This is a genomic window from Nocardia sp. NRRL WC-3656, from assembly GCF_000720265.1.
Classification (GTDB): Bacteria; Actinomycetota; Actinomycetes; order Mycobacteriales; family Mycobacteriaceae; genus Nocardia; species Nocardia nova.
On the sequence record NZ_JOJF01000051.1, the window covers coordinates 1 to 16,235 of the forward strand.

General features: G+C 64.2%; 16 protein-coding genes. 9 read left to right on the plus strand and 7 right to left on the minus strand.

Annotated elements, in window-relative coordinates:
- Positions 1 to 200 precede the first annotated feature (200 nt).
- Together IG65_RS0132885 and IG65_RS0132890 are read left to right on the plus strand one after the other, a co-directional pair.
- Positions 201 to 383: a hypothetical protein gene (locus IG65_RS0132885; RefSeq protein WP_030518841.1), complete on the plus strand. Its 183-nt coding sequence runs from the start codon at positions 201 to 203 to the stop codon at positions 381 to 383.
- 57 nt (positions 384 to 440) lie between these two features.
- Entirely contained in the window at positions 441 to 836 is a 396-nt protein-coding gene (locus tag IG65_RS0132890) for a hypothetical protein (RefSeq protein ID WP_030518842.1), read from the plus strand.
- Positions 837 to 956: 120 nt separating this feature from the next.
- On the opposite strand, the gene IG65_RS0132895 is transcribed toward IG65_RS0132890, so the two are convergent.
- Complete coding sequence (locus IG65_RS0132895) at positions 957 to 1,505, minus strand: TetR/AcrR family transcriptional regulator (RefSeq protein ID WP_231509590.1); 549 nt, start codon at positions 1,503 to 1,505, stop codon at positions 957 to 959.
- Between the two features lie 191 nt (positions 1,506 to 1,696).
- Here IG65_RS0132895 and IG65_RS0132900 point away from each other — a divergent pair, with 191 nt between their 5' ends.
- Complete coding sequence (locus IG65_RS0132900) at positions 1,697 to 3,040, plus strand: lipase family protein (protein ID WP_156055904.1); 1,344 nt, start codon at positions 1,697 to 1,699, stop codon at positions 3,038 to 3,040.
- 307 nt (positions 3,041 to 3,347) lie between these two features.
- Here the strand turns inward: IG65_RS0132900 and IG65_RS0132910 are convergent, their stop codons facing one another.
- The gene (locus IG65_RS0132910; protein WP_030518845.1) at positions 3,348 to 4,340 is read right to left on the minus strand and encodes a DUF3048 domain-containing protein; all 993 of its coding nucleotides are present in this window, start codon (positions 4,338 to 4,340) and stop codon (positions 3,348 to 3,350) included.
- 169 nt (positions 4,341 to 4,509) lie between these two features.
- Here IG65_RS0132910 and dapA point away from each other — a divergent pair, with 169 nt between their 5' ends.
- From dapA to IG65_RS0132930, 4 genes are all read left to right on the plus strand, one after another.
- Positions 4,510 to 5,400, plus strand: a complete 891-nt coding sequence (dapA, locus tag IG65_RS0132915) for a 4-hydroxy-tetrahydrodipicolinate synthase (protein WP_030518846.1) — start codon at positions 4,510 to 4,512, stop codon at positions 5,398 to 5,400.
- A gap of 360 nt (positions 5,401 to 5,760) precedes the next feature.
- Entirely contained in the window at positions 5,761 to 7,740 is a 1,980-nt protein-coding gene (locus IG65_RS0132920) for a hypothetical protein (RefSeq protein ID WP_030518847.1), read from the plus strand.
- Positions 7,741 to 7,957: 217 nt separating this feature from the next.
- A complete protein-coding gene (locus tag IG65_RS0132925) occupies positions 7,958 to 10,666 on the plus strand; it encodes a hypothetical protein (RefSeq protein ID WP_030518848.1) in 2,709 nt (902 codons plus the stop codon).
- Positions 10,663 to 12,183, plus strand: a complete 1,521-nt coding sequence (locus IG65_RS0132930) for an AAA family ATPase (protein ID WP_030518849.1) — start codon at positions 10,663 to 10,665, stop codon at positions 12,181 to 12,183. The genes IG65_RS0132925 and IG65_RS0132930 overlap by 4 nt, the downstream gene beginning before the upstream one ends.
- Positions 12,184 to 12,191: 8 nt before the next feature.
- On the opposite strand, the gene IG65_RS0132935 is transcribed toward IG65_RS0132930, so the two are convergent.
- From IG65_RS0132935 to IG65_RS0132945, 3 genes are all read right to left on the minus strand, one after another.
- Positions 12,192 to 12,533 carry a hypothetical protein gene (locus tag IG65_RS0132935; protein ID WP_030518850.1) on the minus strand — a complete coding sequence of 114 codons (342 nt, stop codon included), beginning with the start codon at positions 12,531 to 12,533 and terminating at the stop codon, positions 12,192 to 12,194.
- A 117-nt stretch (positions 12,534 to 12,650) separates the two neighbouring features.
- Positions 12,651 to 12,962, minus strand: coding sequence for a hypothetical protein (locus IG65_RS0132940; protein WP_156055905.1), 312 nt, complete (start codon positions 12,960 to 12,962; stop codon positions 12,651 to 12,653).
- A gap of 393 nt (positions 12,963 to 13,355) precedes the next feature.
- Positions 13,356 to 13,781 (minus strand): DUF4254 domain-containing protein, encoded by a 426-nt coding sequence (locus IG65_RS0132945; protein WP_231509592.1) that lies wholly within the window; start codon positions 13,779 to 13,781, stop codon positions 13,356 to 13,358.
- Positions 13,782 to 14,045: 264 nt separating this feature from the next.
- Here IG65_RS0132945 and IG65_RS0132950 point away from each other — a divergent pair, with 264 nt between their 5' ends.
- Together IG65_RS0132950 and IG65_RS37375 are read left to right on the plus strand one after the other, a co-directional pair.
- Entirely contained in the window at positions 14,046 to 14,924 is an 879-nt protein-coding gene (locus IG65_RS0132950) for a helix-turn-helix transcriptional regulator (RefSeq protein ID WP_030518853.1), read from the plus strand.
- On the plus strand, positions 14,921 to 15,118 hold the full coding sequence (locus tag IG65_RS37375) for a DUF397 domain-containing protein (RefSeq protein WP_081879925.1): 198 nt from the start codon (positions 14,921 to 14,923) through the stop codon (positions 15,116 to 15,118). Before IG65_RS0132950 ends, IG65_RS37375 begins: the two co-directional genes overlap by 4 nt.
- 85 nt (positions 15,119 to 15,203) lie before the next feature.
- Here IG65_RS37375 and IG65_RS0132955 read toward each other — a convergent pair whose 3' ends face one another.
- Together IG65_RS0132955 and IG65_RS0132960 are read right to left on the minus strand one after the other, a co-directional pair.
- Entirely contained in the window at positions 15,204 to 15,575 is a 372-nt protein-coding gene (locus IG65_RS0132955) for a hypothetical protein (protein ID WP_030518854.1), read from the minus strand.
- A gap of 18 nt (positions 15,576 to 15,593) precedes the next feature.
- The gene (locus IG65_RS0132960; RefSeq protein WP_156055906.1) at positions 15,594 to 16,088 is read right to left on the minus strand and encodes a DUF3558 family protein; all 495 of its coding nucleotides are present in this window, start codon (positions 16,086 to 16,088) and stop codon (positions 15,594 to 15,596) included.
- Positions 16,089 to 16,235 lie beyond the last annotated feature (147 nt).

Here is a 16,235-nt window from a genome sequence, read left to right on the forward strand (position 1 = left end):
CCGACCCCAGCGAACAGGAGGACACCCCAGCACTGACCGCCTGACCGACCAGGATCACGCGGCAATCACCCCGATACACCACGCAATTGGACTTGACCACGGCGCGAGAACAATTCGACCGGCAAGCGCAGACCCCCTACGCCATGGGGCGACGAACGGATACCGCAGTGCCGGGATTAGGCGACGGAGCAACATTCGCTGTGGCCACGGACCGCAACGATCAGAGCTTGATGCGACTGGCCGTGTGGCAGGGCAATCTGCTGGTGAACGTCTACGTCCGGGGCGAACAACGGCACCTCTTCTGGACCACCCAGATGTCCACCGAGGAAGCACGGCAATCGAGCATCGCGGTCGCGAAAGAGCTGCTGCAGCGCACATGGTGACGCCCCGTACGCATTTCGCCGGCAGTCGGCGGCGCGCCGACGCTAGGAGTCCGAGACATGACAGGATCGCTATCCGGCAGCGAGTTGGCGACATTCGATATCGACGCAATGCTGCGCGCCGGACTGGCCGGCGACAACGACGTCGCCCGCCGCAATCTGTTCAGTATCGGCGCGGTAGGCGCGGCAGTAGACCTTGACCGCGCGCAAACGATCCCCCGATCGCTCACCTACCTGGCCGAGGTCGTACACGCCGGCGGCATCAGCAGCCGCGCCCTCGAATTACCCGAGCCACTGCCAAGGACCCCGCAAACCGAAATCACTCGTTCCTGGCTCACAGCGGCCGCAAGCATCGGTCACTCGGTGGAGACCGACGACCTCTTCGCACGCTGGCTTCGAGCGGTGACCACGATCCTGGCCATTCGAATCGACGATCGTCGATCGCTGCGGGGATGAGCGGGTGGCGTGTGGACTCGGCAGTCAGGCCGGCGGCGGGAGCTCCTCGGCACGACTCCGCCGCGTGATCGGTAGACGGTCGGTCTCCGAGGCTTCCGATCGACGGTACGGCACATGATGTCACTCTCTTTCCGCTCTCGCCCCCGTCATGACCATGTTCACCAGGCGCTCGATATATGCGGCGTCGGGCCCCGGTGGTCCAATCACCTTGTGCGAGAACAAGACGTGACTCAGCGCGGCCCCGGTCAACATCTCCAGCAACGTGGTGATGTTGGTGGTGGGGGGCAAGTCGCCGCGGTCGATGGCGCGCCGCACTATGTCGCGGGTCCTCGCGAATCGGCTGGCGCTGATGGTCCGGGTGAGCGGTTCGAGCAGCCCGGGAAACACCCGGGCGTCGAGTGCGACTCGCAGAGCTATCAATCCAGCCTGAGATTGATAGCCGGTAAGTAATTGGTGTGTCAGCTCTTTCAGATCGCCCCGGGTCGTGCCCGTATCGATCGGGTCGTGCAGCGGCGAGACCTGCTCGAGTGCTGCGATGAGCAGTTGGATCTTGGTCGGCCACCGGCGGTAGATCGCCGCGCGGCCGACTCCGGCTGTCTTGGCGACTGCGTCGATAGTGAAGCCTGACCAGCCGGTTTCCCAATAGACGGTCTGCACTGCGGCGAACACCCGAGCCTCGATGCCCGGGTCTCGCGGACGGCCACGTGCGGGCGCGGTGTCCTGCGGTCGCCTCGGGGAACTCACGATCTCGATTGTGCCGGACGATTGCGGTTCCGAATCCTTGACTTTCGGACACTGAGTGTCTGTAATTACTTCACGCAGCCACCCTGTGTGTCTTGTGTCACTACCGAGGAGCTGTGGTGGGGGTCGACGGGATGGAGCAATACGCAATGGGACGCAGTGTCCGGACCTGTTCGGCAGCGCTTGTGACGGCGCTTGGGATGTTGTTCACCGGGGTCGGCACGCCGCACGGCTCGGCAAGCCCCGCCGATGTGCCGGCGCCGTCCGGTTCGTGGGGGTCGTTCTACGATCCGCCCGCGGTCTTGCCCGGCGTAGCAGCAGGCGATGTGATTCGCGAACAGCCCTTCACCCCGGTTCTGTCGGCCGCCTCGCCGACGGGCACTTTCCCCGGCTCGGCGCGGCGCATCATGTATCGCAGCGTCGATGACGCCGGTCGCGCGATCGCTGTGACCGGCACATATTTCGAGCCCAGCACTCGGTGGCCGGGCACGGGGCCGCGGCCTTTGGTGTCGCTGGCTTCGGGAACGATCGGCGAGGGGCGCCAGTGCGCGCCGTCGATCGTGATGCAGTCCGTGCTGAACTACCGCCCGCCGTTCGACATGTCGATCGCCTACGAACAGCCGGCCGTCGATTATCTACTGGCACAAGGGATCGCGGTCGTCTTCACCGATTACGTCGGCCTCGGAACGCCGGGACCCCACCCCTACGGTAACCGCACCGCCTCGGCGCGTGCGGTAATCGACGCGGCACGTGCGGCGCAGCGCCTGCCGGGAACCTCATTGAGTTCGCAAGGGCCGGTTGGGTTCTGGGGCTATTCCCAAGGCGGCCACGCCGCCGCGGCCGCCGCGGAGCTCCAGCCGACCTACGCGCCGGAGCTGAACATGAAGGGCACCTACGCCGGCGCCCCGCCGGTCAAGCTGGACGACACCCTGGCCCGAGCCGATGGAAGCACCCTGATCGGAGCCGTCGGCTATTTCCTCAACGGCGCCGTGCGCACCAACCCAGAAATCCAACCCGTGCTCGACCGTGTCCTCAACGATCAGGGCCGGGCCATGATGCGCAACACGGCCAACCAGTGCGTCGCGGAAACCTTGCTGAGCTACTCGTTCCAGCACACCTCGCAATGGACCACCACCGGCGAATCGCTGGGCGCGGCGGTCGTCGGCGACCCGGTCGGGCGACGCATCGTCGAAGAACAAACGGTCGGAAACCTCACCCCCAGCTCGCCGATCCTGCTCGCCGCCAACGTCAATGACGACGCGGTCCCCTACAGTCGCGTGCACGACCTCGCGCAAACCTGGTGCTCGCGCGGGGTTCCGGTCACCCTCGATACCATCGAGCTGCCACCACTCGTCCCGGGAACCGCTGTCGGCCATGGGATTCCCGAATTCGCCAACGTCCCGACAGCCGCCGCGTGGATAATCGACCGCTTCAACAATGCACCTGCGCCGCGCTGCGCCTGATGCGGGGTGTCTCTGAACCCTGCTCTATCGCGACCCGATGTACGCCGGCCGAGTGCGATTCCTCGCCCCACGCGGCGGCGACGTGAATTGCGCGTCGATCAGTAACTCGGCGCGGCCCACCGGGAAGCGATAACGGGGATCGCCCCCAACATGATGGACTCGAAACCGTTCTTGGTGTTCATATCCATCGATCCCGCCGCAGTCTCGGGCCGGAGCAGCGGTGGCGTCCCACTCCCCTGGCCCGGCGGTCGGTACGTCGCTGACATCTCCGAATTCGGCATCATCGGTCGCTCCGCGAGGACAGGGGTCACCAGAGCTGCTCTGGAATCAGAACTGTCCAGACCTGCCCCGGCGCGAAGGGGATGGCTGTACCAGTGGGGGTTGTATAGGTTGTGCCCGCCTCCGGGGCGGGCCGGGACCACGTGGCCGGGAACGCTTGGCCGTCGCGAAGTACGAGTGCCTGACCGCTACCGGTCGTATGGGCCAGAGGTGAGACGCTGCCCGCCACGTCGCTGATGGCCGAGTTCTGCACCTGCACACTCTGCAGCACGACCGTACTTGGCGTGAGCCGTCCGGTATCGGCAGCGCTGTAGGCAGCACCATCCATGGACACCAGCCAGCCGTGATCGCTGGGTGACCAGTCGAAGCCGACCACCGCAGCCGGATACCGCGCTTCCTCATGTTGCGTGTGCCGGCCGCCGGCAGGCGCAGGACCGAAGTGCAGTTGCGAAGCCTCCGGCCAGCCGCCGCCTTCGGGCAACTGATCGGGGCGGACGAACATGTTGTGCGGCGCGGCGCGACTGTAATCGCGGAAGTACGCCGCGGGTTGCAGATCGGCCGAGGCGTTCTGGAGCGAGGAGGAATCGAGGGCGGGAATCAGCTCGGGTGCGGAACCAGAGGATGCCAACGTCGGGTTGCCGAACTGGGCCAACAGCGTCAGATCCGTTTCCCGCGCACTCCGGACAGGTCCGATCACTGGGGGCTTCTGTGTCGAGAACACCGCGGCCAGCCGACTCAAACCACCCTCGACCGGCTCGACGTAGACCACATCGGCGGCTCCGAGCCCAACCGGTGGCCGTGCCTGCGGGCTGTTGTCTATCTTCGCGACCAGCACGGGCACCCCTACCCGGGAGGGTGGGGGCGAGGCAGGTGCCGCCTGCTCGGGTCCGGTGCGGGTGCCGGTGCCAGTGCCGGTGCGGGCGGCGGGGCCGGTGTCGGTGCCGCTACTGCACGCGAACGTAGTGCACATTCCCAAGGTCATCAGGAACGCGGCAATCCACACCCACCATCGCTGCTGCATAAGGCAAACCTCTAGCTACCAATTTACGCCGCACTCGACCACTCGGGCCGGTCGCTAGTTGAGGCTTTTGCCCCCGGAGAGCGCCCGTGGAACCACCCCGACGAGGCCCTTCGCATGGGCACGGACCGTCCGCACAGGCAGTGAGGTGCTCGCCTGTAATCTCACGATCATGGTGGACACCCCCTTCGGTCGAGTCATCACGGCGATGGTGACCCCCATGCACGCCGACGGCTCGATCGACTACGACGGCCTGCAGAACCTCGCCGTATACCTCGCCGACCACGGCCATGACGGATTGCTGGTCAACGGGACCACAGGTGAGTCCGCCACCACCACCGACGAGGAGGACTACGCCTGCGTGCGGGCGGTGGTCGAGGCAGTGGGCGACCGTGTCCAGGTGATGGCCGGCTGCGGCACCAACGACACCGAGCACTCCACTCGTGCGGCGCGTGAGATGGTCAGCTGTGGCGCCGACGCTCTGCTCGTTGTCACGCCGTATTACAACAAGCCGCCGCAGGACTGCATCCTCGAACACTTCCGTCTGGTCGCCGAGGCCGGCGGCGGTGTGCCCGTCATGCTGTACGACATCCCGGGCCGGACCGGGACGGCGCTGAGCACCGACACCATTCTCCGCGCGGCCGACATTCCCGCCGTTCGCGCTGTCAAAGATGCCAAAGGCGTTTTCTTCGAGGCCAGTCGGATCATGTCGAAGACCGACCTGCTCTGGTATTCCGGCGACGACGTCGTCAACCTGCCACACCTCGCTCAAGGCGCGACCGGCGTCGTGTCGGTGGTCGGTCACGTCGCGGGCGATCGCTACGCGGAGATGATCGCCGCCGTCGACCGCGGTGACCTGTCTCGGGCACGCGAGATCCACCAGCGTCTCATCCCCGCCGTCGATGCGATCATGCACGTCTCGCAGGGCGCCATTCAAGCCAAAGCCGCGATGAAAATGCTCGGCGTCATCTCCTCCGACGCGCTGCGCATGCCATACCGGCAGGGCCCGCCGGAGCATCAGCAACGCCTGCGTGCTGGGCTCGAGGAATCCGGCCTGTTGTAGACAGGCGCGTGAACATTACTGCGCGGCAGCACCATTCGTCCCTTTGCTTCGACGGGCGCTCTTCGATCATCTCGCCGGAGCGGGGGCTCACAAGCCGTGATATCGACCACCTGCATGTGACGTTTCGCTGCTTGTTGCGTGGATTCGCCGCCCGAGCCGCAGCAGTGCGCCAGCGTGCGGGATCCCGCGTTACCGACGGCCGGGCCACGTAGGCAGTACATGACCTGCCCGCACGGTCCTCCATTCTTGCTACGTCATCCGTAGGGTCGCTGGAAATTTCAGCGTTCTCTCGGCACCGCACCAGGTTTTCGGCGAAAGTGGTGTCTACGGTCCGAATCGACTATGGGACAGGTGATTCCAGTGACCCCGACACCCCTCGCTCTCGCTACGAAATCGCGCCCTTCGGGACCCACTGCCGATAACCAGCCTTACCGGTCGTTCGCCCACTTCGACACGGATGGTTCGTCACTGTCGATCATCACGCGGGAGTTCGAGGGGTGGCTGGAACGGCAGAAGAGGTGGGTCGTCGATCTGAGTTCGACAGGCGCGCAGACCGATGGCGCTCGGTCTCTGACGACTGTCCGTCATTCGGTCGGAAGCGCAGATCTCCTCCGCTTCCGGCTCACCGAGGAGCAGCCCGGCACCGGCACATGGACAACCGAGTTCTCCGCCTACGCTCCAGCGCAAGGCGGCACCGGGTGGTTTCTTCTCGAAGTAGGAAACAGTCACAGGAATTGGGTACAGGCCCCCCGCGTGGTCACGACCCTGGTCGACCTGCTGCCAGTGCGGCCCGATGAATCACTGCAGTTGACGCCCCAGCCGGCGCGAATAGGTATCCACAGTGTCGAAGATCTCGCTGCTCGTATCACCGATCCCGACCGCCACGGGTTGATCGTGGTGGCCGGCACCGATGAGCGGCTGGATTTCGACCGGTTCTACGAGAAGGTCGCTCTGTGGACCCAGCAGGTTGTCGGGCAAGCCGAAGTCGCCGTGCTCGACCCTCTCGCAACTGCTGAATTACGCAATGTTATCGGCGACTCGCATGCTGTATTCCCTTGGACCATACGGACCTTCATGCCGGGCGCCGATCCGGCCGAACCTGGAAACCACCGTCAGCACAGGTATCTCGGCCCGGGGCCGCTCGCTGATCTCTCGACGCACGCCCTACAGCGGATACTCGGTCGCACTGCCCGCCGCAATGCGATGCAGCGCAGGCTGCCGCCGGACATCTTGAAGTATGTCCGGACTTTGAACCGAGTCGAAAACAACGAGACTCTGACGAGGCTGCTTCCGACGCCGACGCCGGACAAGCGCCCCGCTCCGCTCGAACATCCTGCGCCACCGGAGGTTTCGGCCTCACCCCCTCCGGCGGCCCCCGAAACCCTCGCGCCGGTCGACGACACCCGCCGCGACATCGGCATCGAAACGGCTACCGCCCCGCCTCGCACTCCGGAAGCGCCCCAGGACAAGGCCAACGCGGCGCCGACGCATGCACCGGACAGCGCCGCGCAGCAAACGCTGGACCTCGTGATGGATGTGCTAGGTCTGACGAGTATCAACCGGGCCGAGCTCGAGTCCATCAGACAGCGAGTTGAGCAAAGCGCAGACCGGGACGCCCTACGTGGGGCCGCCGTGCAGCTGGTAAACCAGAAGCAGGAAGAGATCGATGAGCTGAGAGACGAGCTCGCCGAGCTTCACGAAGAAGTTCAGGCGTGGCAGCTCGAAGCCGGTGAGGCACAGGATGAGCGACAGCGACTCTCGGATGAAACTCGTTGGCTACGTGGGAAACTCCGAGAGGTCAAGGCCTTCGAAGTAGCCAATTCGCTCACGCCCGCTTCGGAAATCACCGAATACCCGAACGATTATCACGATCTGCTGAGACTTTTGCGGGACGTCGAAAGCGAAGGCATCGTGTTCACGGGAAATCCGGAGGAATGCCAATCCTTGGCAGACCACGATCCACTCTGCACGTCTGCCCGCACCTGTTGGGAGGCGGTGCTCGCACTGCGGGGCTACATCCGTGCCCGCTCGGATGGTGCATGGTCCAGAGGGGTACATGACTATCTGACGCAACCTCCCGATGGCTATCGAGCGATTTCGGCGAAAAAGCACGGGCGCAGAGAAACCGCGGTAACGATGCAGCAATGGGGTGAACAACGGCGCTTCCCGGTCCCGTTGGAGATCTCACCCACAGGAAAAATCGAGATGGAAGCCCACTTCAAGATCGGCACAAACGGCACGATCAGTCCACGCATGCACTACCTCGACCGCTGGTCCCAAAACGGCAAGATCTACATCGGCTACATCGGCCGCCACTTGAAGAACACCAAGACGAACTGATGCTGGTGCCTGGATCGGCGACATCGCTCTGGCGTGCGCAGACGAGCCACCACGCCTCGTAGATCGAACAGCGGTATTGCTTTCGAACGACTATTCCGCCTCCGGACCGAAAGCCAGTGAGCGATCGGCGTGGTCGGCAAACCGTCGCCCTGTAACAGGGCTCGAACTCGCCGCGATCCAGCAGTGGTCCTCGGTGGGGTTCGAGTAGGGGTTTGATATGGGGAGCAAGTCGGTAGGTGGCGCGTCCAGTGCCGTCGCGGCATCCGCACACGCCGCATGCGCGCGGTTCCGGGGTACCGATCCCCTGGTGGTCGGCCGGACACGACGAAAACTTGCTACCGATGTCGGCTTCGCCGACGACTCGGGCCGCATTCCCGAGGCACGATGGATGCGGGCGGTGACCTTCGAGCGGTTGGTGCGCGACACCAAGTTCGTCAGCGAAATCGCCACCACCGCTGTCGGACGGCTGAAGTTGGAGCGGCCCACAGCCGTCGTCACAGCGAATGCCCGTGTGCGATTGGATAAAACCGAGAAACTGCTCGACGACGCCCACTCTCGTGCGATCACCGAGGGCGCGGCGACCTTGATCCACGGCCTGGCGGTTCCGTTTCCCGGCTTCGAGGACGATCAGGCCACCGAGGTCAAACCCGACTTCGCCGTGGTGGCCCCGGCGGTCCGCGGAGATGGGAGCTGGCTGATCATCGGAGACGCCAAGGACTACGAACGCGTGCGCTCCCGGATTCAGGACACCAAACTGCTGAAAGGCTTTCTGCAAGTCGCACTCGGCGCTGAGGCAGCCGAGAGCTGGACACGGCGGCCGCGGGAAATGTCGGTGCACACCCATGGCGTTCTGGCCGTGCCGCGCAACGCCTTTCTGCAGCCCGAGGCCCTCGTCGAACAGCTCGACGATCACCGGACCGAAGTACGAATGCGGGTCGCGGAGCGACGTCGTGAGGCCGAGCAGAAGCCCTACGACGATGCGGAAGACCTCACCCAGTACGTCTCCCACCTGCGAGCGACATTCGACCCCGCGACCTGCACGACATGCACACTCTTCTCGTACTGCCGCAACGAACTCCGCACGTCGGCCGATCCGGCCGACCTGCTGATCGAGCTCGGAATCGGCGCGGACATCCGTCCACATGTATTCGGCGTCGTCGACGGCACCGGGACCGGTGAAGCAGCTCCCGCATCCGTCGTGGCGAATGTGATCGCTACTCGGGACGGTGTCGCGCAGTCCACGGGTCAGCGTCGTGTCGATCCGGCGGGACTGCCGGGCACAGTCAACGTCGTGATCGCCAAGTCCGATACCGCCGCGCTCGGAATCCACGGCATCGCTCTGCAGCGCGTCACCGCCAACGGTCGGGAACCATGGCAGCTCACCACTTTCCACGATCCCCAGTCCTCACCGGAAACGCGTCGAGATGTCATGCGCCTCCTCGGTGGCGAACTGCGTAAGGCGATGACCGAGCAGCGCAGGTTGAACAGGAACGCGCCGAACTCCGTACACATTGTGGTCCCGGATTCCGCCACAGCCGACATCCTGGCCTCGATCGCCGACAACCTCGCCGGCATCGAACTCAGCAGGCTGCGCTGGGAGCAGGATCGGGCGATGGGTCGCCCACCGTTGACCTTCAACGGCGAACCGGCGCAGACCCCGCCGAAGCTGACGCAGACCGCGCGTACGGCGGTGTCGTTCCTGCTGGAAGAAGATCGCGCCCGGGCCCTGACGCTGCGGTCACCGATCGTCGATGTCCGCGAAGCGTTGGCGCAGCACGTTGTCGCCGGCGGGCCCTCGGTCGCGTCCCGCCGCCTGGACTACCTGGTCGGGTGGGCCGAATCCATGAGCCGCGACCAGCTGAATCCGCGAGAGTTCGAAGACGACATCGAATCCTGCGAGCACACCCCCGGTGCGAGACTGACCAACCGGCGATCCGACGCCATCTACAGCGCTTTGGTCGGATCGAACCGAATGCCCGCCGACCTCGAGACCTACGACGCGCTCGTCACCGAGGAGCTCCACTGCAAATGCTCGGTACTGGAGCGAGCGCTGAATGTCCTCGACTCCGTGCCTGATTCGACGTTGCGCGAAGTGCACCGCGCCGTCGAGAGCGACGCGCAGGAAGTGTGGCGCCGCCGGATCGAGTTGCACGCGTCGGATCTCGTGCGGTTCGGGCGCACCTACCGGCACTGGCGCAACTCGCTCGTTCCCGTCATCGAAGGCGACGACAGGTGCCGTAGCCAACTGGTCGCCTTGGGCAACCCTCAGGCCGCGGCGGATCGCGCCGCAGCGGCCGGCGAGAGATCGATCGCCAATGCGATTGTGGTGCAGGTGAATCCGATCATTTTGGATATCCTATCGCGCAGAATCGGAGTCGATTCTCGAATCGTGTTGCTGCACATCAACGGCGATCCGTGTGTCGAGCGGCCAGGCGTAGAGCTCACCATCCAGAAGGGCAGCTTCAAGTTCGCGGGGATGTCGATCGGTCCCCTGTCGAGTGTCGACGACACGCCCCGCCGGTTCGAATGGGCGCCCGCGTACGTGCCGGAGCTGTCGGTCGGTGACCGGCTCGTGATAGCCGACTTCGAGTGGTTCTCGTCCAATAAGAACAACAAATTCCTCAACGTCGCCCGCCCTACAGCCGACCACTACTCGGCTCCCAAGGCGACATGCGGACCCGATTCCTACGCCGAGGAACCCGATAACCACCGGTATTGCTGCCGGCCCCATGAGGATTCCGAAGCCGACTGGGCAGACCAGCTCGCCGAACGCCGTGCCCGCGGCGAACTCAACCCGCAAGCCTGGCCACCGGTGGTGGACGCGGACGCATTCGAGGTGACGCCCTCCGGCGCACCCTCCGCGGAGACGACCGCCGAGCCCGAGACCTCAGTGCCCGACGACATGACGATGGACGACCTCGAATGACGATCGAATTCACACCACCGCGCCGGCAACACACCGAGCGAACCCATCACGCGCAGGCTGCGGCGGGCAATGCAGCGGTCGCCGAGGAGGCCGTCGGAGTGCTGCGAGGTGCGCTGTCGGGCACGGTGCCCTTCGATCGCATATTGCTGAAAGCGGCTGCGGGAGCAGGCAAATCATTCGTCTTGGCACGGCTGGTAGCCGACGCCGTGACTCATCCTCGGTGTTCGCGCGTCGCGATCGTGGCCTTCACCAACAAACAGATCCACCCGCTAGCGAAATCGATCGGACGCACCCTCGGCAAAAACCGTGTGTGCCTGTTCGTCTCCAAGGACCGGCTGGCCGACGTCCCGCAGGACACGGCCGCGCATGCAACCGTGGCCACGAGCACCACCGACATACCGGCCGACTGCATGGTCGTCATCTCTACCTCGCACAAGCTCGGGGCGATGGGTGAGGCGAAGCGGATGCGGGAACACTTCGCCCCGTCCCAGCACGAGGGTTTCGTGTTCGACGTCCTGTTCGTCGACGAGGCGTGGCAACTTCCGCACCATCTGTTCGACAAGGTCGCGAAAGTCGCGCCGATCACGGTCGGAGTCGGCGATGTGGGGCAGCTGCCACCGCTGGAGGTCGGCACGAATCCGTGGCGTGGCGATCCCGGCTACAACCCGTACCGCGCCTGGCCCACCGATTTCGAAACCGACGAGCGCACCTGGTCAAGAGAGCTTCCGGCCGTATGGCGGCCGGCAGCCGGTCACCTCGACCTGTGGCGGGCGTTCTATCCCGAGTGGCGCGAGCTCAATTGTGTGGCTGCCCCGGGTGACCGGGCTCTGGTCATCGGCGATGGACTTCGCGCGCCGACCGCTCTGATCTGGGAGCAGGTCGGCACCGGCGTACCGACCTTGCTCGAGGTCGACGGCCTGGCGGACCCCGAGGCCGCCGATGTCGACCTGCCGCTGATGCGAGCGGTCGAGACGCTGCTCGACGAACTACTCGCAGTGGGCTTTTCGCTCGAGCAGGCGGAGTACGACAACACCGGGACGCCGACCGGAAACACGAAGACCGCACGGCCGGGCGAGCACAACGGCGATCCGCTGATCACCATCCTCGCGACCCGCAACCAGGCTGTCGACGACGCGACCGACGTCGTCGAGCGATTGCGCGCCAAGTACTCGCTGGACGACAGCGACCTGGTTGCCTCGACCGTCGACTCCTGGCAGGGGCAAACCAACGGCATCACAGTTGCGGTGCACCCGTTGAATTCCGCCGTGGGCCTCGACGAATTCAACTCGGCGTTCGGCCGATTGGCCGTCACCTGCACTCGCGCGACTCATGGGCTGCTGATGGTCACCCGGCCCGGCCTCGATCAGCTCCTCGGCGAATCACCCGCGCGCCCCGGAACGCCATTCGGCGAGCCGGGCAACCGGCACTTGCCGAGGCAAACCCACCAGCGCATCCTCGAAACCTTCGCCAGGGGCACCCTCACTGTTGGTGCGGACCAAGCCATGGCCGCGTTCTAACGTGGCCGTCACTGCTCGCGCCCGATCTCGGCCGGCAGTTCTCCGCCAGCCCATCGCGCATAGGTGTATTCGGGTTCGACGGTGATCACATCGGCGACTTCCACCAGCTTCGCGGGGACCACACCGCCCTCGAAGTGGTCGACGCTGGGGACGAACACAGCTTCGACTCCGAGCCGTTCGGCAATGTTGCGGACCCGAAGCCCGACGTCGTCGACCTGGGTCGTGAAGGTGATGATCTTGCGCAGGTTGTAGCCGAGTCGTTTTGCCAGCGAACGGATCTGGGTCTCATCCCACGGTTGACGCACGCCGGAGACATCCCGACGCAGGTAGCCGATGGCATCAATGCGCATAGTTCCTCGCTTTCGTATGCGTAGCAGCTGGTTGGTCGCTCCTGACAGCAGTTCCGAGCAGTGAATGCGGAAAGTGGGATCGGCCGCCGCAGGGCAACGAAACGACGCGAGCGGCGATCAATCCACTTCGTCCAGCGCCGACAGCGCCGCGCTCGCCGCGAGCCTGGCCAGGCAGTCAGGGAAGCAGTCGCGATGCACCTCCCACAGCCGACGGGCACAGTCGCGTTCGAGTTGAGTCGGTTCGAAGGTGCAGTCATTCAGTGGAAGCGATTGCACCGCAATAGGTCCCACTTCTCCGCGGCGCCACAGTCGCGCGGGAGCAACGGTAACGAGATCGAAGCCGGCCGTGACGCGTTCCGCTCGATTGTCGATGTGGTCGAGGTCGGGAACGAGGATGGCCGACACATCCATCCCCGCCGCGATCGCCAAGACGTATCCGACAGGGTCCGCCATGCCACCTGGATGCCGGAGGGTGAATAACCACCGATAGCCGAGAGAAGCTGCGTAACATTGTATTTCGAGAGCGTGTGTCGCAATTTCAGCACCGGAGATGCCGAGCCGTACCATACCGATTGCGAGTGGGCGAGAGGCTGGAGGCTCCCCCGAGATATCGGGAAGATCGCTCCCCGGGCGCCCTGCGCTCTGATCTGCCATCTCTTCCTCCCCTAGATTTGTCTGCCGCCCAGTCAGTTATGGACGGACGGTGGAAACCTGCAGCAGCGACAAGCCCGATCGGGCGGGCAGCAGAGATACCGGCGAATGTTTGACCAACCCCGCGCGAACTCCATTGCGACTTGGCTTGTCACAGTTGAAAGCCGAGCTCTAGAGCCCGCCGGGTAAGCGCCGGTGCCCGGTATGCACTTGTTCGACGAGATCCTCGTAGCCGATCGCCAACTCCGCCAGCCGCTTCCAAGCGTTTCCCAGATCTGCCACAGGCCCTCCGGCCAAGGCGGCGAAGGCATGGGCAGTGAGCTGAGCAAGGCGATCGACTATCGCACCGACAGTTTCGGTATGGACGTAAGCGGCACCGATCGCCGGCGGCAGCGACGCCGCCGCCCAGTCATCAATCCCCTTTACCAAATTCACACGGGCCCGGTCGATTTCGACGACGACATCCGCTCCCGCACTCAGCCGACGCTCGTGCAGCTCTGCGAGATCATGCGCCAGGCGCAACACGAGGTGATCGCCGTAGTCGATCCCTCGACACGCCTGCAGTACACGGTTCTTCCCCGGAAGGCGTGTGCTCACCACATCGACCTCCGACCTGCCACAAAGCTATCCATGAGCGAACCTTCGACTCGTAGAAGACCTTCGACGCGACCTCCTGGCTGACGAGCCCGTTGGGATCTCACCGCTGCTGTGGTCGCCCGCTCAGCTCAACACGAGGTCGCCGAAACTGGAATATTCCTGCGCGAAGTTTCGCGGATATATATGCGAGCTTCCTGGAGAGACGTCAAACTGATTCCCAAACGAACGACAGGAGCTGGTGTGACACCCTCGCGGAGTGAAACGATGACTACAGGTTCCACCCTCCCGCGCCGCATCCTCGCCCGCCTGCTGAGAGACGCACGGACGGACGCGGGCATCGCGGTCGATACCGCACGGAAGGCAATCGGCGTCTCAGGACAAACGTTCTGGCGCATGGAAACCGGCCAACCGACCCGGATCAATCCGCTGTTCATCCGTCACCTGGCCGAGCTGTACAAGGTGAGCGAGGAGACCACGGATGTCCTTCTCGCCCTGACGGAAGAGTCGCAGGGAAAGGGCTGGTGGCACGCATACAGTGACGAGATTCCCAAGCATTTCGACTTCTACGTGGGTCTCGAAGACGCGGCGAAACGGTTCAGTTCCTACAGCACTCTGTTGCTGCCGGGCCTACTTCAAACAGCCGACTACCGGCGAGAGGTGATCTGGACCGAGTTTCCTTCCATGCCGACGGATGAAGTCGAGCGCCGCATCGAACTCAGCCAACGACGGCAACAGCGATTGCGAGACAAAACGAATCCGTTGGCAGTTTGTGCCCTCATCGACGAGTGCACCCTTCGACGGCTGATCGGATCTCGTGAGGTGATGGCGGCCCAGCTCCACCACCTCGTCGAGATCGGGCGCCTGCCGAACGTGTCGGTGCGGGTCGTGCCGATGCAGGTCGGCAGGCATATCGGAACGATTGCCGGCCCGTTCGTACTGCTCGAGTTCCCGAGGCATCCCACGGCGAAGCTGACCGAGCCACCGGTCGTATACATCCAAGGATTCACCGGAGCGCTCTATCTGGAAAAACCGGATGAGGTACGGCAGTACCGAAACGCCTATGCTGAGATCCAGCGAGCCGCGCTGGATGACGGAGACAGCCAAAACCTCATCCGCACGCTGATGAAGGAGTTACGGGAGTGAGCACCGAGCCGTCGAATCCGCAATGGTTCAAGAGCAGCTACAGCTCTGGAAGCCAAGAGTGCGTGGAGGTGGCGTTCCTGGGAGCAGATTCGGTCGGCGTTCGCGACTCCAAGTGTCCTGGCGGCCCGGAGCTGGTATTCAGCGCAGCCGAGTGGGATTCGTTCACGGTCGCCGTCAGGGCCGGCCAACTCTGACGGCGCCTATCACTCCGCGCTGGACCCAGCGTCCCGCAGGAGTCCGCTGCGTCGAGCAGCGAAGGAGTACAAGCAGCGCGACGCACTATTCAGGTTGCGCGACCTCACGCTGATTCTGTCGATCCTGCTCACTGATTCTGTCGACCGAGGACTTGATCGTGTCGCGGATCAGGGTCAGGACTTCAATGTGCTCAGAGAACGCCTCGTGAAAGTTGCCTTCCCCACCAACCGCCTTGGCCCCTAGCATTTTTGCCAGCTCATCTGCGGCGGGGAAGTCACCAAGGCCGGTGACATGCGACATTTGCCGGGTCATATCGCGGCACTCGCGGTAGACCTGCAGCTGGTCTTCGCAGGCCTTCAGACAGTCCGATGCCACTGATGGATCCAGATTCAGCCGCCCCGCTTTCGACTCCTCGGCGAGGAACTTCCACAGAGTCACATCATTGCTATCGGCCATCGACTCCCCCTTTCGCGCCTACTTCGGCAGTAGCGGCACGATCGCGCCGGCGACATGGACCAGGTGGTCACACGGCACCGACTGGTCATCCATCTCTTGCTTCTCAACCTCGATACTGAACGATCCTTGCGTGGAAGCAAACACCACACCACACTCGTCGCTGCTCTTGCTGTATCGAAAGCCCTCCCTGCCACTGACGGTGAGCGGCGTGAACGCCGAATCCGACTCCTTTCGCCGGAAGTCGTCGACACCGTACCTCTGCGACCACACATCAACGGAGTAAGTCCACGGATCGTCGTGGCCGCCACAAAGTTTGAACCCATCGGGCGGTGCTACGCTCCCGCCGATCTTGTCGCTCAACGTCGCCGGATCGACTCCAACCCGGTGCCACACGTCGCCAGAGATACCCGTGCACGGATTCCACAGCGCGGACGCCTGAGCTGCAGTCGTGCTTGCGGTCGGCGAACCGTCAGTCGTAGAGGTACATCCGGGGCTTAGGAGCGCCGCTCCCATCGCAGTAATCGCAACTATCCGCCGCACCTTGTGCCCTCCCGCTGTGCCGGAATGGTCAAGTCCAATTGCGTGGTGTATCGGGGTGATTGCCGCGTGATCCTGGTCGGTCAGGCGGTCAGTGCTGGGGTGTCCTCCTGTTCGCTGGGG